General features: G+C 43.8%; 16 protein-coding genes and 1 pseudogene. 12 read left to right on the top strand and 5 right to left on the bottom strand.

Annotation, left to right across the window (positions count from 1 at the left end; genetic code table 11):
• Positions 1-307 precede the first annotated feature (307 nt).
• Together DP116_RS13625 and DP116_RS13620 are read right to left on the bottom strand one after the other, a co-directional pair.
• Positions 308-1,108: a Nif3-like dinuclear metal center hexameric protein gene (locus tag DP116_RS13625; protein WP_169155698.1), complete on the bottom strand. Its 801-nt coding sequence runs from the start codon at positions 1,106-1,108 to the stop codon at positions 308-310.
• 177 nt (positions 1,109-1,285) lie between these two features.
• Positions 1,286-1,702 (bottom strand): secondary thiamine-phosphate synthase enzyme YjbQ, encoded by a 417-nt coding sequence (locus tag DP116_RS13620; protein WP_169155697.1) that lies wholly within the window; start codon positions 1,700-1,702, stop codon positions 1,286-1,288.
• 346 nt (positions 1,703-2,048) lie between these two features.
• Here DP116_RS13620 and DP116_RS13615 point away from each other — a divergent pair, with 346 nt between their 5' ends.
• A complete protein-coding gene (locus DP116_RS13615; RefSeq protein WP_169155696.1) occupies positions 2,049-3,953 on the top strand; it encodes a hypothetical protein in 1,905 nt (634 codons plus the stop codon).
• 232 nt (positions 3,954-4,185) lie between these two features.
• Here the strand turns inward: DP116_RS13615 and DP116_RS13610 are convergent, their stop codons facing one another.
• Positions 4,186-5,265, bottom strand: coding sequence for a glycosyl transferase (locus DP116_RS13610; protein WP_169155701.1), 1,080 nt, complete (start codon positions 5,263-5,265; stop codon positions 4,186-4,188).
• A gap of 189 nt (positions 5,266-5,454) precedes the next feature.
• Complete coding sequence (locus DP116_RS13605) at positions 5,455-6,678, bottom strand: S8 family peptidase (RefSeq protein ID WP_211173256.1); 1,224 nt, start codon at positions 6,676-6,678, stop codon at positions 5,455-5,457.
• A gap of 334 nt (positions 6,679-7,012) precedes the next feature.
• On the opposite strand from DP116_RS13605, the gene DP116_RS13600 reads away from it, so the two are divergent.
• The 3 genes from DP116_RS13600 (at position 7,013) to DP116_RS13590 (ending at position 12,283) form a co-directional block, all read left to right on the top strand.
• Positions 7,013-9,337: an ATP-binding protein gene (locus DP116_RS13600; RefSeq protein WP_169155695.1), complete on the top strand. Its 2,325-nt coding sequence runs from the start codon at positions 7,013-7,015 to the stop codon at positions 9,335-9,337.
• The gene (locus DP116_RS13595; protein ID WP_211173257.1) at positions 9,318-9,773 is read left to right on the top strand and encodes a response regulator; all 456 of its coding nucleotides are present in this window, start codon (positions 9,318-9,320) and stop codon (positions 9,771-9,773) included. The genes DP116_RS13600 and DP116_RS13595 overlap by 20 nt, the downstream gene beginning before the upstream one ends.
• Before the next feature lie 125 nt (positions 9,774-9,898).
• Positions 9,899-12,283, top strand: coding sequence for a hybrid sensor histidine kinase/response regulator (locus DP116_RS13590; RefSeq protein WP_169155694.1), 2,385 nt, complete (start codon positions 9,899-9,901; stop codon positions 12,281-12,283).
• Positions 12,284-12,436: 153 nt separating this feature from the next.
• Here DP116_RS13590 and DP116_RS13585 read toward each other — a convergent pair whose 3' ends face one another.
• A complete protein-coding gene (locus tag DP116_RS13585; RefSeq protein WP_169155693.1) occupies positions 12,437-13,048 on the bottom strand; it encodes a hypothetical protein in 612 nt (203 codons plus the stop codon).
• A gap of 911 nt (positions 13,049-13,959) precedes the next feature.
• Here DP116_RS13585 and DP116_RS13580 point away from each other — a divergent pair.
• The 8 genes and pseudogenes from DP116_RS13580 to DP116_RS13545 form a co-directional block, all read left to right on the top strand.
• Positions 13,960-15,567 (top strand): NHLP bacteriocin system secretion protein, encoded by a 1,608-nt coding sequence (locus DP116_RS13580; protein WP_169155692.1) that lies wholly within the window; start codon positions 13,960-13,962, stop codon positions 15,565-15,567.
• Positions 15,568-15,679: 112 nt separating this feature from the next.
• The gene (locus tag DP116_RS30725) at positions 15,680-15,961 is read left to right on the top strand and encodes a chaplin (protein ID WP_422614227.1); all 282 of its coding nucleotides are present in this window, start codon (positions 15,680-15,682) and stop codon (positions 15,959-15,961) included.
• Between the two features lie 74 nt (positions 15,962-16,035).
• On the top strand, positions 16,036-16,992 hold the full coding sequence (locus DP116_RS13570) for a MauE/DoxX family redox-associated membrane protein (protein WP_169155691.1): 957 nt from the start codon (positions 16,036-16,038) through the stop codon (positions 16,990-16,992).
• An 85-nt stretch (positions 16,993-17,077) separates the two neighbouring features.
• On the top strand, positions 17,078-17,683 hold the full coding sequence (locus tag DP116_RS13565) for a Uma2 family endonuclease (protein ID WP_169155690.1): 606 nt from the start codon (positions 17,078-17,080) through the stop codon (positions 17,681-17,683).
• A 126-nt stretch (positions 17,684-17,809) separates the two neighbouring features.
• A complete protein-coding gene (locus tag DP116_RS13560; RefSeq protein ID WP_169155689.1) occupies positions 17,810-20,038 on the top strand; it encodes an NHLP family bacteriocin export ABC transporter peptidase/permease/ATPase subunit in 2,229 nt (742 codons plus the stop codon).
• Between the two features lie 135 nt (positions 20,039-20,173).
• Entirely contained in the window at positions 20,174-20,350 is a 177-nt protein-coding gene (locus DP116_RS13555; protein ID WP_169155688.1) for a hypothetical protein, read from the top strand.
• Entirely contained in the window at positions 20,347-20,490 is a 144-nt protein-coding gene (locus DP116_RS13550) for a hypothetical protein (protein WP_169155687.1), read from the top strand. The genes DP116_RS13555 and DP116_RS13550 overlap by 4 nt, the downstream gene beginning before the upstream one ends.
• Before the next feature lie 184 nt (positions 20,491-20,674).
• Positions 20,675-20,998 (top strand): annotated as a pseudogene (locus DP116_RS13545) (Uma2 family endonuclease); the annotation flags it as partial.
• Positions 20,999-21,083: the final 85 nt, after the last annotated feature.

The following is a 21,083-nucleotide window of genomic DNA, read 5'->3' as shown; positions in this document are numbered from 1 at the left end:
TAGGGGTGTAGGGGTGTAGGGGTGTAAGGAAAATGCATTTATATTCCTATCGCTTTACACACCAGCATTACACCCCCCACCAAAATTTCAATTTGGTTGTATGAGCGTGTTTTGGTGAGTCTACCTCCCGTCTTGGCGGTCTCGTCACGTTCAAAGTAGCGTCTGTGCAGGAGTTTGGGGGAGTGGCTTTCCCGTTGGGTGGCTTGGTACCCCCACGAACTACATCATCCCCTACACCCTTATACCCTTACCCCCTTACACCCCTAGTTATTGACACTTTTGCTGCCATCAGTCTATTTTATCAAAATTAATAAAGTAATCTAAAATCCTCATCTGTTTGACTCAACTGTACCCAATCTAGATTTAAATCCCGAAACTTTTGCACGAGGCGATCGCACGCTGGACGTTCTGTAGCGTAATGTCCCGCATCAATCAAAATCACACCGCGATCGCGGCTTTCCTGAAACTGATGGAACTTACAGTCAGAAGTCAAGTAGGCTTGAGCACCTGTTTTCACAACTGCTGAAAGAAAACTGGCTCCTGAACCACCCAAAACAGCAACTCGGGAAATCGCCTGCTTTAAATCTACCACTGGAGAGGAAATCAGATGAGAAGGCGTAAGTCGAGTTTGAATGATTGTGAGTAACTCCCCTAAAGCTATGGACTGGTCTAAATTTCCAACACGCCCATATCCTAATCCTGCTTGAGTGGGTACAACAGGAGAGACTTCCTTGAGTTCTAGAATTTGAGCCAAAACGTCAGCAGTTCCATCCTCAACTTGGTCGAAATTTGTATGAGCACTGTAAATACCAATATTATGGGTAAATGCTAATCGTGCCATTTCGCCGATGGCGTCGCCACGACGTAAGGACTTGGTGGGACTGAAAATTAAAGGATGGTGGGCAAAAATCAGATTCACCGGGATACCAGCATTTTGGACGGCGATCGCTTCTTGCATCACAGCCAAAGTTGGTGTCAAACAAACCAAAACCCGTGCATTTTCTTGCAAAACTCCTGGCTCTATTTGCCAGCCACAATTATCCCAGCTTTCTTGCCAAGCCGGATTTGCCCATTTTTCAAACCAGGTGATGAAATCAGCTATTTTCATTAGTCATTGCTCATTAGTCATTAGTCATTGGTCATTGGTCATTAGTCATTAGTCATTAGTCATTGGTCATTGGTCATTAGTTTGAAACTATAGGATTTCTATCTGATTTTTGCGAAGCTAGGTACAATTTATCTTCCCTGTTCCCTGTTCCCTGTTCCCTGTTCCCTATGGTTGTTTTCACGATCCAGAGATATGAATAACCAGTTCTCTTGCGTGATTTCTTTGTCTATGTTCCCAAATATAAATTCCTTGCCAAGTTCCTAGTACTAAATGACCTTTATTGATGGGAATGATTTCTGAAGTATGGGTCAAAACTGTACGGATATGTGCTGGCATATCATCAGGGCCTTCAGTATCGTGGATGTACTGGGCTGATTCTGGTACGAGTTTTGCCATAAAATTGGCTAAATCTTTCAAGACATCTGGATCAGCATTTTCTTGAATCAGCAAACTAGCTGAAGTGTGGCGCAAAAATAGAACACATAGTCCAGTTTGAACACCTGATTCAGCGACTGTATCTTCAACTTTTCGGGTAATGTTATGCAAAGATTTGCCCGTCGTAGAAATCCTCAGTAGCTTTTGGTAGTCAGTCATTTTTGCATTAATGATTATTCATTCCCTAATCATTCCCTATTTTACCTAAAACAAGCTTACCCCCTGCTCGTTGCAAGAGGGTGTCCGTAAGGACTCAGGGCATTGACTTTAAGAAGTGGTGGCAAGAAGAACACGGTGGATTACTTAGTATAGGAAAAAGCCGTATAATCCTTTACAATAGTTACCGATAATATTTCCGCGAAAGTTTATTTACACAAAAATAAGCGTAAGCCGCCAAATGCAGGTACTTCAAAGCATCACCAAATCGTTTTTCGTTATTTTCTACGTACTCGCCAACTGGCAGTTTAACTTCAACCAACTACTTTTCATTACAGGGAGAGAAGTAATGGCGGCTCCACTCGAATTACTAGGGCAAAACAACACCCTACAGAATAAGATTCAAGCTAAGTTTAACGTGGCTAACCAGGCGTTAGCTGATGGACTAGAACAAAACCAGGAACTTTTAGGTAACACACAACAAACCTTTAGTCAGGCGAACGCGGCGATACGTCAATCTATTAATCCACAACAAGCCACTAGTGCCCAAGCACAAGACTTCGCGCAAAATAATGGTGGTGTTGGTAGTTTGTTATCCGGCATAGCAGATGGACAGATGACATACGATGACTATGCTGCACAAGTTAACCAAGCTGTCGAAGCTGGACAAATAACACCGCAAGAACGACGAACACAATTAGCGCTCGCGCGCAAACGGTTGCAAGTCCCGTCAACACTACAAGACTCCACACCTCACGAAGCGCAAAAACTTGTAAAGCACAACTTACAGCTTACTGACAACATCCTTAAGATACAACAAGCCAAGTTAGTTAACGAGGCAAAAACACAAACGCTCTCTAACCAAAGCACAGGTACTTTTGCTTGGAAGTTCATCAAAAACGGAGTTGGTGTTGCTTCCGAGTATTCCGGCGACATCAAAGAGCAACAGCAGATACAGCTAGAGTTAAACAGCCTTCGCCAAAATATCGCCGATATTAACGTCAATGGCGTCGAATGGCTCGTGCAAAACTCAAAGGACGAAAGTGTACAACAAGCGCTAAAGATTGAGGGGTTCAACATACCGTCTCAAGGTCTAACCAAAGAGCAAGCGCAACAGTACACCGGGGCTTTGCAACAGTTAGTTCTGAGTTACGAGGAACAGGCGACGCTTCTTCAGATGAGAATCAACACGATAGCAGAGAAATACACTCCCTACCGCTTAAACAGACCTCAAGCGCAACTAAAGAAAACATTCCCTCTGAAACTAAAAGCTGCGGAACAAGAAACACAAAGCCTAACACAGCAAGCAAACTTAAGCCAAGTCGGCAGTACTAAACATTCCTCTGGTGGGCATCTTCACTGGAAAATACCAAAAAGAAACACCTTCGACGGAAACGACAGTGTAGATCCTATTGAGTCTTTTGCTGGCTTAAACACAACTAGTAGTGTTGCTCGAAAAGCTATCGGTAAGACAAACACTTGGCAATACAACTTCAACATCATAAAAATACAAGAAAAAAATGGTGAAAACGTCCCAAAAATGGGCAATAGTTCATACATGCTTAACGACAATGTTGGAAATCAGAACCAATCGGGTTATCCAGATTCAACACAACAGGCGTTTAATTTCCAAGTGCCTGGGAAAAAAGGGTATGTTCCAAACGTCGCTTACCCCGAAGAGAACATAGACAATACACACGGCTACGCGTACCTTAATAAAAACGTTGCCTTCCGACGAGCGATAAATACTACCGCTAACAAACTCGGTATTCCTGGCGAGTGGATAGCGGACATTATCGCCGTTGAAACTAGTTTCAACCCGAGAGAGTTCCACAAAACTAACTCGTGTGGGTATGGTGGTTTGATAGGTTTCGGCGCAGATGACGCCCAAGAGTTTGGTACGACGCTTAGGCACATACTTTCGTTACCACCAGAAAGACAGATGGTGTACGTCGAAAAGTATTTAAGCAGACCACACATCAAACGTCACCTAAATAAAGGTGTTGAATACGTAGCGGCGGCTGTTTTCGGTGGTAGAGGACTACTCAACAAACTCATTAAAAACCCATCGAAAGCCTTACGCACAAGCGACGGCGCTATTAACTTACAAACGTATATGCAAAGGTTGGGGCGTGACGTAGGGCGACGTTATGACTTTACAACAGACAGACAGACAAAGCCGACTATTTTCACCCTCTCGCGAGATTTACAAAACAGGGTGCTGTTCTCTCAACAAATGCAGCAAGCTAACTAGTAGTTTATGACCACAAGTCTTGGAACTGCTGTGCACTCTCGACGCAGATGAGTATGTAGTTCATCTGAACGAGAACTGCTATACTTAAAGACTTTTTGACACTCCCACGGCTGCGACGAAACTTATGCCCTACGGGCAAGCTACGCATGAACGCTACCTTCAGCTATGCTTACGGCACGCTATGCGAACATAAAAAGCCGTGGGATTTTTGAATCATAGGGGCTTTCTGCTTTCAACGCTGTAAATAGTTAAGCACAGCATGGGCTACAGTTTCATTTCCATCCTTAGCAATCGGTTGAGATTCCTTCGGTTGATTGGGTGGTTGGTTGAGAAAATCCCAAGTTCCTTGGAAAAACTCAGATGGTTTGAGGATTTGATGTTGATTGTAATTGCTAATACCTTCTAATAAAAAAGCAGCTTCCGCAAAGTCATCACGAGTGACTGAAACAATCGGCACGTCCAAACGTGTGGCTTCAGCAAAGGTACTGAAACCGGGTTTAGATACAACTCGTCCACAAATGGGCATAAAATCCACTGGACGGTATTTTTGGTCAGTCGCTGACACTAAGTTTGGCAAATCTGGGGCAGACTGATCAAATGTGATAAATTGCCAATCTGGAAATTGCTTCAGGTTCTCGTAGGGAATTTGCTGCAAACCCAATCCACCAAAGGTGAGTAAGATAGTTTTTTCTTTTGGGGCTGTGATTCCCCATGTGGATCGTACTTCTTCGGGAGTATAACGAGGAGAACCGCCTGTTAAGCCGACGTCTGTGATATTGTTGAAGGCTTGCATGGGTTCGTGGAAAGGAAGACGGAATAGGCGATCGCACTTCGAGTAACAATCACTTATCCAATCAGCAATCTCTGTAAAGCCACTACCCCAATCTCGGTAGATAAAGTCAAAGCCAAAGTTACTCATCATCCAACAGGGTATTTTAGCTACCTTGGCAATTTCACAGGCGAGGAAGGGGACATCTGCCAAGATAAGGTTAACGCGATTTTGGCGGATAAAATTGACTTCAGAAGCAATAATAGAATTTTGATTTTTTTTAATCTCAAGTAACTTTTCTAGAGTTGCAGCCTGATCCATTGTCAAGCTATCTGCTTGCACCACACCTAAATCCATCGCACGGGGACGATGAATAAAATCGCCTTCTATGTAGCACTCTAGCAACCATCGTGGTGCAGTGCTGACTATGATCAGCAGGACTTCTGGACATAATTTTTGAATTGTCGCGGCGACAGCTGCTGCGCGGGTAGCATGACCAAAGCCATGATTGGTAATTGCTATATATAAAATTGGTGTATCCATTGAAGTCATTGGTCATTTAGCTAGTTCGGGCAGAAGCTTCACGCGTCCTGTTCCGCTTAGGCGTTGAGATGAATGCCCGGACAATCAAAGCAAGACCTTAACCGATTTTCCGTGTAGCGGAAATAGGGAGGGGGTCAGTGTTTTGATTGTTTCTTCCCGGATTCGAAATTATAAGTGAAAACAACCTATTCAATTGACTGGTGCCTGTACAAGACCAGCACCCACATCCAGAGGATTGAAGCCAGCGGCTAACCTGTCTTTCTTGGCTTGACCAATTAATCGAGAACTGAGTTCGAGCCGATTGACAGTGGTATTCTGTTTCAACAGTTTTTCAGCCCAGAGCGCTGCAATACCTGCAACGTGAGGAGTTGCCATGCTTGTACCGTTAAGGTACCGATAGCCGCCTCCTGGTTTAGCTGAGTAAATCTTAACACCCGGAGCCGCAACGTTCGGACCAGTGTTGGAAAAATAGGCAACCTTCAAAGCGTTATTAGGTTCACCTGGCGTTTCAAGCGCTCCGACCGAAATAATTCCATCAGCCGCCGCCGGTGGGGCAACGGATAATATGTAGTTCGGATCGATGTTACGCTTGCTTTCGTTTCCGGCGGCTGCGACAATCACAGTACCTTGTTGAAATAGTGCATTCCGAGCATTGACTAGATCAGCTAGCTTATCAAACAAGCGAACATTTGCCCGGTAATTCTCTAGCGCTTTAGAGGTAGCAAGAGGTGCTGGAAAATTTTTCTCCTTGATAAGATCATCAACCTGAGCTGGAAAATTCATACCTAGTGACATGGAGATGATATGTGCGCCCTGATCTAAAGCCCACAGAATAGCTCGATAAATTTGCTCAGTTCCTCCACGCCCTTGCCCATCCAGCACTTTACCAATCAGTGCACGTTGTACGCCTGGTGCCATGCTGAAGCGGTATCCGTTAACGACCTGACCAAAAATGGTACCAGCACAATGGGTACCATGTCCGTTCTTATCCCCGTTGCCTTCACCTGTGAAATCTTGCTCTATCAGTTGAACTCCTTTAAAGGCTTCGTGGTTAGCGTCGATGCCAGTATCCAGAACCGCTACGGTTACGCCCTGACCTGTAAAAGGACTATCGACAGCACCGGTTACACTCACTCCCCACGTCGTTGTTCCAAGCTGATCATGCGTCTGTTGTGCTTCCTCACTCGCAGTTGGCTCAATCAGAGCAACTGGCATAGGTGGAGCAATACTGACAACTTGAGGATCGCGCCGCAGATCGAAGAGATCTCGCGTATCGAGTGATTCAATGTCAATGCGGGGAGTGGGTGCCTCCGCTGTGCGACTCGCTTCAAGAGTGAAAGAGCGTCCTGAGAAAGGCTCACTTAAATCTACACGACTGGTGTCACGGAGAATGATATATTGACCTGATTCCATAGTGATGACTCCGATTTGTCTAGTTTCCGATGCAAAACCCAAGAACTACCAAAACATTAATGACCCAAAAAATCAATTGCTCGATAAGCGCAAGAAAGTTTAGGACTTATGCATTGACATGACTTGTATTATATGCATGTCCCTACTTGTTTGCTAAAGGTCAGTTAAGCTTGGAAAGTTTTCCTTCTTCCTTGTGTTTTTTAATAGGTGTTAGCACAAGAAACTCATGCACTTGCGGTATTGTCCAGCAATACATAATCGCTGCTGACTCTGTTGGAATTTTCACTACAATTTCACTACAATTGGAAAGCAGAGCAAAAATTTGCTGCCTAGAATGAGCGAGAACGAAACGATCACACCAGATACGCTTGACTTAACCAATTGCGACAAGGAACCAATTCACCTACCGGGTTCCATCCAGCCTCATGGTCTTCTGTTCGTTCTCACTGAACCGGAACTAACGATCATTCAGATTAGCAACAATACTGCTCAATTTCTGGGGCGCGAACCAGAGGATTTGTTAAATACGCGATTGCACGACTTGCTCGACTTCCAGCAACTCAACGCAATAGACAAGTGTTTGTCAAAAGATTTTGAAAGCGTCAATCCGTTGAAAATTGTTCTGCATCAACAGGGCAAAAACCTGATTTTCGATGGAATTGTACATCGCTTTGATGGCATACTTATTTTAGAACTAGAACCGAGTCAAAGCCAAGAAAATGTGAGTTTCTTCGGGTTTTATCATTTGGTAAAAGGCGCGATTAGTAAAATTCAAGCAGCATCAACAACTGAGGAAATGTGTCGAGTTGCAGTGCAACAGGTGCAGCAGCTAACAGAATTTGATCGTGTCATGGTCTATCAATTAGACGCACAGGGTGCAGGTCACGTCATAGCCGAAACTGCACAAGATGAGTTGACACCCTATCTCGGTTTACGCTATCCTGCCTCAGATATCCCCACACAGGCAAACCAACTTTACCGATTGAATAAGTTGCGCTTGATTCCTGATACCGATTATCAACCTGCTGCTTTAGTCCCATCACTGCATCCTGTTACCCAACGCCCTACAGATTTAAGCCTAGCGGTTTTACGCAGCGTGTCGCCGCTCCACATAGAGTACTTGCACAATATGGGTGTAAGTGCATCGATGTCAATCTCTCTGGTCAAAAACAAACAACTTTGGGGATTGATCGCTTGTCACCACACATCGCCCAAATATCTGAGTTACGAAGTGCGGACAGCGTGTGAATTTATTGGTCAAGTTATGTCCTTGGATTTAGTGACAAAACAAGCCAATGACGACTATGACTACAAGATGAATTTAAAGTCGATTCTGGCTAGATTCATAGAATTGATTCCCCAACATGAAAATTTGGTGGAGACGTTAGCCCAGTCCGAAGCTGATTTGCTGGGTATAGTCAGCGCAACTGGAGTGGCGATTTGCTGGAATGACGACTGGACGTGCATCGGTCAGACTCCCGAACCTGACGAGTTGCAAAAATTGCTCGCTTGGGTGGGAGCGAAGATTGACGGCGACAATCTTTTATATACAGACGCTTTACCCCAAATTTTTCCAGAAGCGGAAAAATTCAAACAGGTTGCTAGTGGATTAATAGCATTAGCCATTTCAAAAGTCAAGCACAACTACATTTTGTGGTTTCGTCCCGAAGTGATTCAAACTGTGAATTGGGGAGGGAATCCCAATAAACCTGTGGAAGTGCTGCAAGATCATAGCGTGCGACTATCGCCGCGTAAATCCTTTGCTTTGTGGCAAGAAACGGTGCAAGGACGGTCTTTACCTTGGAAGGCTTCTGAAATTGAGGCAGTTTTAGAACTGCGGGGGGCAATTGTCAGCATTGTCTTGCGCAAGGCAGATGAATTGGCGAAACTCAATTTGGAGTTAGAACGAAGCAATACGGAACTAGATGCTTTTGCTTATATCGCCTCTCACGACTTGAAGGAACCCCTACGGGGTATTCACAACTACGCCAGTTTTTTGATCGAAGACTACGCTGATGTTCTCGAAGAAGATGGACTGGAGAAGTTACAAACGCTGTTGCGCTTAACTAATCGCATGGAAGACTTGATCGAGTCTTTGCTGCAATTCTCCCGCGTGGGACGGGTGGAACTGAATTTGCAACTGACAGACACAAACGAAGTGGTGCAACACGCAACTGAAGTGGTGAAACTGAGTATGAAATCAAAGGACGTGGAGTTTCGGATTCCTCGCCCTTTACCGATTGTGAGGTGCGATCGCATTCAGCTTGATCAGGTTTTCACTAACTTGATAAGCAATGGGATCAAGTACAACAGCAGTCCCCAAAAATGGGTTGAAATTGGCTATTTAGATGAAGCTGACACGCCCAATAACTGCTTGTTAGAAAACTCTCACAATGGAGAGACGCCAATCGTGTTTTACGTGCGCGACAATGGCATCGGAATTAAAAAACAGTATCTTGAAACAATCTTCCGTATCTTCAAACGACTGCACGGCAAAAATCAGTATGGAGGCGGTACGGGGGCTGGGTTAACGATTGCGAAGAAGATAGTTGAACGTCACAACGGTAGAATATGGGTGGAGTCAACCTATGGGAATGGGAGTACTTTCTACTTTGCCTTACCGCGAGCAAATCAACTTTATGAAACCAGTGTTGAATAATAGCCTATTAGTCGTCGAAGACAGTGACGAAGATTTTGAAGCGTTTAAACGGATAGTCCGCAAATCCTCAGTTTATCCTTCCATCTACCGTTGCGTAGATGGCGAAGATGCATTAAACTATCTCCTTCAAGTCGGTGATTACGCGAATCAAACCTCAGCGTCGCGCCCAGCGATGATTTTGCTCGATCTGAATTTACCAGGTATGGACGGACGGGATGTGTTGATGCAGATCAAGCAAGACGCAACTCTTAAAATGATTCCCGTCATTATTTTTACAACCTCTTCTAATCCTAAAGATATTGACGTGTGTTATGAACATGGGGTAAATGGTTATATTGTCAAGCCGATAGATCTTAGCAAGCTCAAGGAAACGATCGAGGTATTTATCCAATATTGGTTCGAGATCACTACGCTTCCTAGTTTTATGGGTAGATAAATCAGCCATGAACTATAGATGAAAAATCGAGAAACCCGTCCCAAACAAACTAAAATTAAAGAATTTTTTGAGAATTTTTTCTAAAATATCTAAAATATTGGAACTCCTACTTCTTGCAGCAGTGCATGGATACACAAGAACCAGTGAAAATCTTAATTATCGACGATAGTGCAGAGGACAGGTTTGCCTATTGCCGCTACTTGCTGCAAGAAGTCGAGTATCAATATAGGATATTGGAACAAGAGACTGGGGAGGCAGGGTTGAGTTTGTGTCTCCAAGAACAACCAGATGTGATCTTGCTGGATTTCTTGTTACCTGATTTAGACGGATTGGAGTTTTTGAGCCAGTTGCAGCATCAAATTGGCAAGAATCACCCACCTGTCATTATCTTAACAGGTCAAGGTGATGAATCAGTTGCCGTGCAAGTCATGAAACGTGGCGCTCAAGACTATCTGATTAAGGGTAAGACGACTTCAGAGACATTACGGTTGGCAGTGAAAAGCGCCATTAAGAATGCGCGATTACAGCAGCAATTGCAACAAAGCCAAGCAGCCCTACGCGAGAGCGAGGAACGATTTCGCCTGCTGAGTGCCTTCGCTCCAATTGGGATTTTTCAAACTGATGGGGCAGGTCGTTGTCTCTATACTAACCCTCAATGGCAAGCGATCGCTGGTTTAACTTTACAAGAAAGTTTGGGTGATGGCTGGGCAAGGGCAATTCATCCTGATGATCGCCAGCAGGTTTGGGCTGAGTGGAACCGTTGCACGCAGGAGGGAAGTGAGTTTTCAATGGAGTTCCGCTTCTTAACGCCTCAAGGCGGGGCACATTGGGTACAGGCAAATGCAGCAGCTATCCGTTCTGAGTTAGGCGAAATCATCGGTTATGTTGGCACCGATCAAGACATTACTGTTCGCAAACAGGCAGGGGAAGCCTTGCAAAATGCTCTGCAAAAGCTAAACTACCATGTCGAAAATTCTCCGCTAGCAGTGATTGAATGGGATAGCGACTTGCGAATTATCCGTTGGTCGCAGTCGGCAGAGAATATTTTCGGCTGGACAGCGCAGGAAATATTGGGCAAGCAAATGAATGAATGGCAATTCATTTATCCAGAGGATGCAGCCGCTGTGAGTGAAGTTGTCCGGCGTATCCTCAGTGGCGATCAAGCGCAAACTGTTTGCTGTAATCGCAACTACGCCAAAGATGGCTCGGTGGTTTATTGTGAGTGGTACAACTCAACGTTAACAGACAAATCGGGTAATCTGGTGTCTGTGCTATCTCTGATTATGGACGTGAGCGATCGCGTCCGCTTAGCATTTGAACGCGATCGCATCCTACAACTCGAACAAGCAGCCCGAAGCGAAGCCGAACGAGCAAATCGAGTTAAAGATGAGTTTTTGGCGGTTCTCTCCCATGAGTTGCGATCGCCGCTGAATCCAATCTTAGGCTGGTCTAAAATCTTGAGAACCCGCAAGCTTGACCCAGACATGGCAACACAAGCTTTAGAAATTATCGAACGCAATGCCCAAGCACAAGCCCAACTGATTGAAGATTTGCTGGATGTATCGCGGATTTTACAAGGCAAACTGAAACTGAATGTTTATTCAATAGACCTAACAACTGTTATTCTCGCAGCCTTAGAAACTGTCCGCTTGGCAGCACAAGCAAAATCTATTGAGCTGCAACCAATATTTGAAGCTAGTGTGTGGCAAGTTTCTGGCGATTCAACTCGGCTGCAACAAGTTTTTTGGAATTTTCTCTCGAATGCTGTCAAGTTCACTCCCAATGGCGGTCGAGTAGAAATCCGCTTGCAGGAAGTTGCCTCTCAAGCTCAAATCACAATCAGTGACACAGGTAAAGGCATCAGTCCAGAGTTTCTGCCTTACGTGTTTGAATCCTTTCGTCAAGCAGACAGCACCACCACGCGCCAATTCGGTGGCTTAGGATTGGGGCTGGCGATCGCCCGTAATATCGTAGAAATGCATGGCGGTACTGTAATGGCGAATAGTCTAGGGGAAGGACAGGGAGCGACTTTTACAGTGCAACTACCACTGATTAAAAGTAGCAAAAACAACGCCGACAAGGAAGACGACGGCAAGAATTTCTCCTCGCCTCTTAACTCCTCAATCCTAACTGGCTTGCGGGTCATGGTTGTAGACGACGAACCTGATTCATTGGAATTGATTGCCTTTGTACTGAAGCAGGAGGGAGCAGAAGTAACAGCAGTAGCATCAGCACACGAGGCGTTACGAGTTCTAGAAAAATGGCAGCCAGTTCTGTTGATCAGCGATATTGGGATGCCAGAAATGGACGGGTATATGCTAATACGTCAAATCCGGAAGTTACCTCAAGAGCAAGGAGGACAGATTAGTGCAATCGCGCTTACAGCGTATGCTGGAGAAGCTGATTCCCAAAAGGCTCTGGCAACTGGGTTCGGTGCACATGTATCTAAACCAGTGGACTCAACTCAATTAATTGCAGTTGTCACCAAACTCTTAAAAGAACGAGTTTAGACAGGGTAAGTGGGTCTCAAATGCTATTGACAAAGGCTATTGTGGAGATTGGAGAGGCGATCGCTTTGCCTTAAACGAATGCAAAATGTGCTCATTGCAAGCGCTGAGAAGGCACGTTCGCTTAATTTTCATCATTGATCGTAGAGCATTTTGTTAACCAGAAATAATACCTATAAGAATTTTAACAAGTATCAATAAATCTTCTGGAACTTGATAGCGTTTTTGGTCTTGAATCACCTTACGTAAGGCGCGATTGTAGACTCCAAAACGCCAGTCTTCGCCAGTTGTAACTGCCCCATATAGAAGCTCAGATGTGGATTTCGTCCATTCATCAAGTGCTATTAATTCAATAGCGAGTTGAGTAAACCCCCGAACTAAATCAGATTGTTTTGCTTCGATGACTAATAAATTTTGAGGTGCCGCAATATAGTAATCGAGAGTTCCTTTAAGATAGTCGTTGACAGCAATAGAATACTCTATGTTGAGTCGCTGGTTAGTTAAATCGCATACCTCAAACAAAATCGGACCAATTAAAGCTTCACGTCTGGCAGTTTCATTGACTAAATCGATGTGAGATAAATTACGCTGAAGCTGCCTCTGTAAAAATTGCAAATCTAAAATTTTTGAAGATTCAGGTAATATTAAATTTTTCCTTTCAAGAGTGCAATTTAATTCGGCTAATATATCATCAATAGTGAAAGACAATTCAAAATATCGGCTGAAAGTATAAGATTCACCAGGTTTGAAGATACGACGGTAATTCATAAAAAACCTGAGCCAAATTTATCCTACCTATTTTATATAAATTAGCTATCGATTTGAAAAAGCACGGTGAGCGCGATCGCCTATGTCCTAGTGGGTACGGCCACGGCTGCGTCGTATGCGCAAGGCGCACGCCCAAAGGGCGAACGCGTAGCGTCTCCGTTCGGCACGGCTGCGCCTATCGCTAACGGCAGAGCTAGCCTCTAAGGGGGCGCACTCAAAGGACGCTTAACGCGCTAGTATATCATAATGCGTTAAGCGTTTGCGTTCGCGTAGCGTGTCCCCTTGGGACTCAGCGCGCCCTTCGGCGCTAGCTCTGCCGTTAGCGGAGCGTGTCCGCAGGACATAGGCAATCGCGCTCAAGCGCGTAGAAGAGCGAAGCTGATTCTCAAAAGGCTCTGGCAAATGGGTTCGGTGCACATGTATCTAAACCAGTGGAGCCAACTCAATTAATTGCAGTTGTCACCAAACTCTTAAAAGAACGAGTGTCGTCGTGGCTTTGATGTCTCCTAGGATTACACAAATCTTACAAAGGAGTTGGGTTTATTAACAGTGAACAGTGAACAGTGAATAGTGAACAGTGAACAATTGATAACTGATAACTGATAACTGAGTTGGTCACAAGTGCGACTCGTTCTAGAGTTAAAATGGAAACATATAGCTCTATGTGAAAACGTGGGCGCTGACGACTACGTTCGTGCAATTTTGAGTAATTTTGTGATGCCCCGTTCTAGATGCCTTTAAGATTTCGTGAGCTAAGTAGCAGTTATAAAAAGCTATAGTAGTTGCTAGGTAGATTAGCACATGAACTAATGAGAAAATACGGACACCACCAGACCATCAAGCCTATTCCCTGTTCCCTGCTATATGTATTATACCTGACAGTTGCGTAAGTCCTGATAAAAATAGATAAGATGCAAGATAGAAAAAGCAGACTCTTCCGAGAAGAAGCGCTAGAACAGCTGTCATCACCAGAAAAACTTGACCAACTGATGCAGGTCACAAGCCAGCAAGCTTGGTTACCTTTGCTTTCTATGGGCTTTTTGGTCGTTATAGCTGGTATTTGGAGTGTAGTTGGGCGAATTCCACTCACTGTTACAGGTTCCGGCGTGTTGATTCGACCTCGTAATGTCTTGCAATTTCAAGCACTTAGTGCTGGTCAATTATTAACTCTGAATATCAAGCCAGGAGATGTCGTTAGGCAAGGTCAAGTACTCGCCACAATTGACCAATCCAATATTAAGCAACAACTACAACAAGAAATAGCAAAGTTGAACCAACTTTTAGAGCAGAATCTAAACACCGATAGGCTGCAAAAGCAGCAAACAGTGCTGGCGCTAAGAACGCTTCAACAGCAGCAAAAAGACTTTTCAGAAACCCTGCGTCGAGAATCAGTAGCACCGATACTGCACTCACAAACCCTTCAAGCGTTAAAGCAAAAACGACAAAGCCTTGAGCAAAGCGTGTCAAGAGAACAAGTCGCGCCAGTGCTGTACAAACAAACTCTCACTGCACTAGCAGAAAAACGCAAAAGTCTTGAAGAGCAAAAGCAACAAATCAGTGCATTGGTAAAAACCTTGCAACAACGAGTTGAAACGCGTCGTAGTCTTTTTCAACAGAAGATTATTAGCCAAGATACACTACTGCAATCTCAACAGGAATTGTTAAACGCTCAGCAGCAAATATCAGAGATTTCAACACAACTTAAAGACCTTGATGTTCAAAAAACGAGTAGCGAACGTGAATATCTACAAAACTTGAGTAAAATTGACGATATCAAAAACAATATTCAAGAACTAGAAGTTCAGAGAACAAATGCAGAGCGGGATTATCTGCAAAATCTTAATAAACTTGATGAAATCAAAACCAAAATTAAAGATACCGAAACCCAAAAAACTAAACTGGTTCAACAAGATTTAGAAAAGTCAATAAATAAGTTAAATCAAATTCAGGAAGTTAAACGCAAAATTGCCCAGTTAAAATTGCAATTAACGAAATCAAGCCAAGTTATTAGTAAATATGATGGTCGGATTTTAGAAGTTGGCGTCTTGCCTGGTCAAGTAGTCAATTCTGGGACTCGTATTGGGACTATCGAAGCTGAAGATCGTAATACCAAACTAGAAAGTCTTGTTTACTTTGCTGATAAGGATGGCAAGCAAATAAAACCAGGTATGACGGTACAGGTTACACCTAGCGTTGTCAAGCGCGATCGCTTCGGTGGAATTGTTGGGATGGTAACAAGAGTTTCTCCCTTCCCTGTGACAACTGGCGATATTGTAGCGCAAGTTGGCAATGAAGACCTAGCTAAAAGCCTTGCAAATAGTAACGCCGCTCGCGTGCAAGTTTTCGTCCAACTACAAAAAGACCCAAACACTGTCAGCGGTTACAAATGGTCTTCTTCTAATGGACCAGCGCTAAATATTTCATCAGGTACGACTACGCAAGTCCGGGTCAAAGTTGGAGAAGTGGCACCTATTTCTTACATTATTCCAATATTACGCTCTTGGACTGGTGTGTATTAACAAAAGAACTCAGGAGTCAGTAGTCAGGAGTCAGAATGGTAGACTTACTGGTAAAAAAAATACTCTAAAAGAGAGGTATACTCAGAAAAGTTAACTCAAGAGGAAAACTCAAATGTTTAAAATGTTTCAGGCAAAGGAAAAAAAAGCAACCAAACAAGCTCCTATACTGACTCAACAAGAAAAAGATCGGGAATGGTTTGAGGAACTTGATGATGATGATTTATTGACAGTAATAGGCGGGGTTGATGCTAATGTCGCCGTTGGTTCACCTGGTGTCCTTTCGGGTAATGTTCTTCAAGTACCAGTTCATGTACCTGTTAACGTTTGTGGTAATACTGTCAGTGTAATTGGTTTGCTTAATCCAGCTTTCGGGAATACGTGTGTTAATGCTTAAAGAAGATTTGAGCAATTGAGGTAGCTGGCATTTTCATTGAAGCGCGGAAGTAACCATTTGTGCTTTAATTAGCTATGACAATTAAGTGGCGATCGCTCTTCAGTATGTATTCAATTTCTATTATCAGTTCCTTAGTAGTTGGCAGTGTATTTCTGGTGACTGGTATTGTCAAAGCACTCGCACAAGAGACGTTTATTATCCACATCACTAAATTGCAGTTGTTTTCCCAAAAGGTGAATCTAGCTGCGGCGATCGCCTTCACAATTCTAGAGTGTGTCCTTGGAATTGCCTTGATTTTACGGCTGTTTCCCCAGTGGCTTTTTCCCGGTACAATTGTTCTGTTATTGGTCTTATCGAGTTTAACTTACTGGAGTACCTCGACCAAACGCACAAATGATTGTGGTTGCTACAATGGTCTGATTAATATTAGTCCCAACCAAAGTTTACTGCTCAACATCCTCTACATTGCTTTGATTGGGTTAGCTTGGTTTTATCCCGTCGCCGATATTTTAACAGTTTCTCAGCAAGTGACAGCATTACTCATTTCTTTGGCAATGAGTTGTCTGTTAACTGGTCTTTCGTATTTGTATTTGTGGAAGAAACAAAAACCTCTCTTAGACTTATCCCCGCTTAAGGTTAATCGCCTTTGGCAACCCAAATGGCTAGAAGAATACGCCGATAACTTAACAACAGGTGACAAACTCGTTGTGTTTTTAATGCCGGGTTGTCAAATGTGCAAAAGCTGGGTCAAAGTGCTAAAAATAGTTCACAAAAGACCTGATTTACCAGATGTAGTGGCAGGAGTTGCCCGAACACCGGAAGAAGTTCAAGAATTTGTTCAACTTCATAATATCAACTTTCCGGTAGTGGCGATGAACCCGTTGGTGATGAGTCGCTTAGCTAAAGCCTTTCCAACTGGCGTATTGCTGGAGAACGGGGTAATTCGGGAAAAATGGATGGGAGTGATGCCATTAGCCTTTGTTCAACGCGTCAAACCAAACCTATCTGTCCCTGAAGTCGCGAAGTCGTGAAGTAGCACTTTTCATTTACCAAATGAAGACCTAGCTAAAAGCTTTATTAGATAAAATAAAGCTGTTTGGTCTCAAAATATGACCTATGACCTACACCCCTCCGAAACTCCTAACTTTCGAGCAATTTATCACCGAGTATGGGGATAATCCCCGCTATGAACTCATTGACGGAGAACTACGTGACATGGAACCCACTGGTCCTCACGAAGCAGTTTCAGGAAGTATTGCTGGTAAAATCTATGCAGAAATTTTTCGTTCTAATTTAAACTGGTTGATTCCAAAAAATTGTCTAATCAAACCACTAGCCTCTGAAGCTACAGCACTACGTCCAGACGTGATTGTTCTAGATCAAGCAGAACTTAAAGCGGAACCGCTTTGGCAAAAAGAACCTATTATCTGTAATGGTAGGACAATTAAGCTAGTTGCCGAAGTTGTGAGTACTAATTGGCAAGATGATTATGCAAGAAAAGTAGAAGAATATGCTTTTTTAGAAATCCCAGAGTATTGGATTGTAGACTTTCGCGGTTTGGGTGGCAAGCAATTCATCGGTAATCCAAAACAACCCACATTTACCGTCTGTCAACTGATTAACGGCGCGTACCAGCAGCAACAATATCGCTTACAAGATACTATTACCTCTCACCTCTTGGCGAACTTGCAACTCAAACTCGACGATATTATGCCACTTTAACAGTTAACAGTTATCAGTTACCAGTTATCACTGTTTTGGTCACTGTTCACTGTTCACTGGTCACTGTTCACTGGTCACTGTTTGATGAACTTGCAGCAAACTGGCTAACTAAGGCAAAATTATCTCATGCGTTTTGCCTTCATTAAAAGTATTCTATCCCGACCTCAAACCAGTCGCGTCCGTACCCCGACGCTGCTGCAAATCGAAGCAACCGAATGCGGCGCTGCTGCTTTAGGAATCGTTCTAGGCTATTACTCGCGCATTGTCCCCTTGGCTGAACTGCGGCGCGAGTGTGGCGTCTCGCGAGATGGTAGCAACGCCTTTAATGTCATCAAAGCAGCGAGGAACTATGGCTTAAATGCCAAAGGTTTGAAACCGTCTCTGGAAAACCTCAAAACTCTTCCTCCCCCCTACATTGTCTTTTGGAATTTCAACCACTTTCTTGTGGTGGAAGGGTTCTTTAAAAACCGTGTCTACCTCAACGATCCCGCCACAGGACGCCGAACAGTTTCCCTAGAAGAGTTTAACCGCGCCTACACTGGAGTCGTCCTGGCTATGCAACCAGGATCAGACTTTCAAAAAGGAGGTAAAAAAAATAACGTTATTTCTGCCTTAGTCTCCCGCTTGCAACACTCGCGGAGCACTATCTTATTCTGCCTCATAGCAGGACTATTACTGACTTTTCCCAGGTTAGCTGTGCCAGCTTTTACTCAGGTGTTTGTTGATGAAATTCTCGTCACTGAGCGTTCTGAGTGGATACGACCGCTCGTGTTAGGAATGGTTCTCACAGCTGTAGGAAGGGGCTTTCTTGCTTGGTTGCGGCTGACCTACTTGCGGCGGCTGATGCTTAAGTTATCGGTGACAATGTCGGGGCAGTTTCTCTGGCATATTTTACGCTTACCAGTTGGGTTTTATGCTCAACGCTTTGCGGGTGAAATTAGCTCTCGTGTGCAACTGAATGACAAAGTTGCTAATCTACTTTCAGGTACGCTAGCCACCACGGTTATTGACGCGGTGATGATGGTGTTTTATTTTCTGATTATGCTCCAGTACGATTCGGTACTGACGAGTGTTGCTCTTAGTTTTGCTGGTATAAACTTTTTCGCCCTACAGTTTTTATCGCGAACGAGGGTGGATGCCAATATGAAGCTGGCGCAGGAATATGGTAAGGTCAATGGGGTGGCGATCGCCGGTATTCAAACTATAGAAACAATCAAAGCTTCCGGGCTTGAGTCTGACTCGTTTGCTAAATTCGCCGGGAACTATGCCAAAGCACTCAACGCTCAGCAGGAATTAGCTCTACAAACTCAAATTCTGACAGTATTACCCACATTTTTGACAGCACTGACAACCACCTCTATTTTATTTCTCGGCGGCTATCGGGTGATGAACGGTAACCTGAGTATTGGGATGCTCGTTGCTTACCAAAGTTTAACAGCCAGCTTCCTAGAACCAATCAACAGTTTGATTAATTTTGGCAGTATGTTGCAAGATTTAGAGGCTGACTTAAACCGCCTTGATGATGTACTGCAAAACTCGGTCGATGCAGAAGCCCAGAGGGGAGTAGAGGGAGAGAGGGAGAGAGGGAGAGAGGGAGAGAGGGATAATTACCAATTACCAATATCCTTTCAGTTGCAGGGTTATGTGGAGTTGCGGAATATAACTTTTGGCTACAGTCGTGTGGACAATCCTCTGATTGAGAACTTTAGCTTAATTTTGGAGCCGGGACAACGAGTGGCGATCGTAGGAGGGAGTGGTTCTGGTAAGTCTACAATTGCTAAGCTAGTTTGCGGTTTATATGAACCTTGGTCTGGGGAAATTTACTTTGATGGTGTACCCAGAACTCAGATTCCTCGCTCTGTTTTGGCGAATTCTCTGGCTATGGTAGAACAGGATATTTTTCTCTTTGCTGGGACAGTTCGGGAAAATCTTACCTTATGGGATTCCACAGTATCACAAACTGATTTAGTGCGGGCTTGCTCTGATGCAGTCATTCACGATTTAATTTTATCTCTGCCTGGGGGATATGATACCAAGTTGATTGAAGGGGGAATGAACCTCAGTGGTGGACAGCGCCAGCGTTTAGAAATTGCTCGCGCAATGGTTCGGAATCCCGCAGTATTGGTCATGGATGAAGCGACTTCTGCGCTGGATGCTCAAACAGAATTGATGATTGATAGAAATTTGCGACGGCGCGGTTGCTCTTGTATTGTGATAGCGCACAGACTCAGCACGATTCGAGATTGTGATGAAATTATTGTATTGGAGCAAGGTAAAGTGGTGCAGCGGGGTACGCATGAAGAGTTATGGGACTCAGGGGGGAAATATGCCAGCTTGCTGCGTACTGAAGAATGATTCACCCAAGCCAGCTTTTTGGCAGGATCTCAACGAAGTGTCTGAATATCGATAGATAAACATAGATTCGTCTGCATAGATTGCTATATATGAAATATATTACGATTACCTTGCTACTGTATTGACTTAGAAATTATGTCTAACAATCCTTATTACAACCTTAGTGTTGACGAACAAAATATCATCATCAAGATTGATAAAAAAGCAATTGATTATCAGCAACTGACACAACTACTAAACCATCTTGAACTCAAGTCAATCAGTCAGCGAAGTCAACTAACAGAGGAAAGTGCAGCTGAAGATCGCGAATGAAATCGACTCTACTGTTTGGTCTCAAGTTAAATCTAAACTTTCATTGTGATGAAATTATCGTGCTGGAGCAGGGGAAAGTGGTGCAGCGGAGTACGCACTCAGGGGGGAAATATGCCAGCTTGCTGCGTACTGAAGAATGATTAAACAATAAAAAAATATGAGGAATAATTACCCGACCCCATCGACGGATTTTAATGGATCTGGGTAATTTACTCTCCCAAAAATCCAAATTTTTGAGGTAGTAACAGCAATAAAAATGATTTGGTTAAGGAATCGGGGTTAATCGCAAGATGTTAAAGTCAAATATATCTGGAGGTTGTAACTATGACCCAAGCCCAAACACAAGCACAAACCGAACCAAAATTATACACCTTTGATGAATTTATTGAATGGTATCCAGAAAACTCGGAAGTTCGGTACGAATTATATGATGGAGTAATTGTCGAGATGCCTAAGCCTAGGGGGAAGCATTCAAATTTAACGGGTTCTCTCGGTGGACGGTTACTTACAACCATTGATAAAATGGGTAAAACCGACATTTGGACAATACCCAGAGAATCGATTGTAAAACCGTACCGCGACAAATCTGGGTACGAACCGGACATCATTGTTTTGAATCAAGAAACTATTGGTACTGAGACACGCTGGGTTGGGAACTGTAACTTAAAATCTGTAAAGATCTGGACATAACTTCCGGAATGGGTACATAATGAAGTGTAGTCCTTACAAGTTG

Source organism: Brasilonema bromeliae SPC951, assembly GCF_012912135.1.
In the GTDB taxonomy this organism is placed as follows: domain Bacteria; phylum Cyanobacteriota; class Cyanobacteriia; order Cyanobacteriales; family Nostocaceae; genus Brasilonema; species Brasilonema bromeliae.
This window is presented reverse-complemented; position numbering and strand designations above follow the sequence as displayed.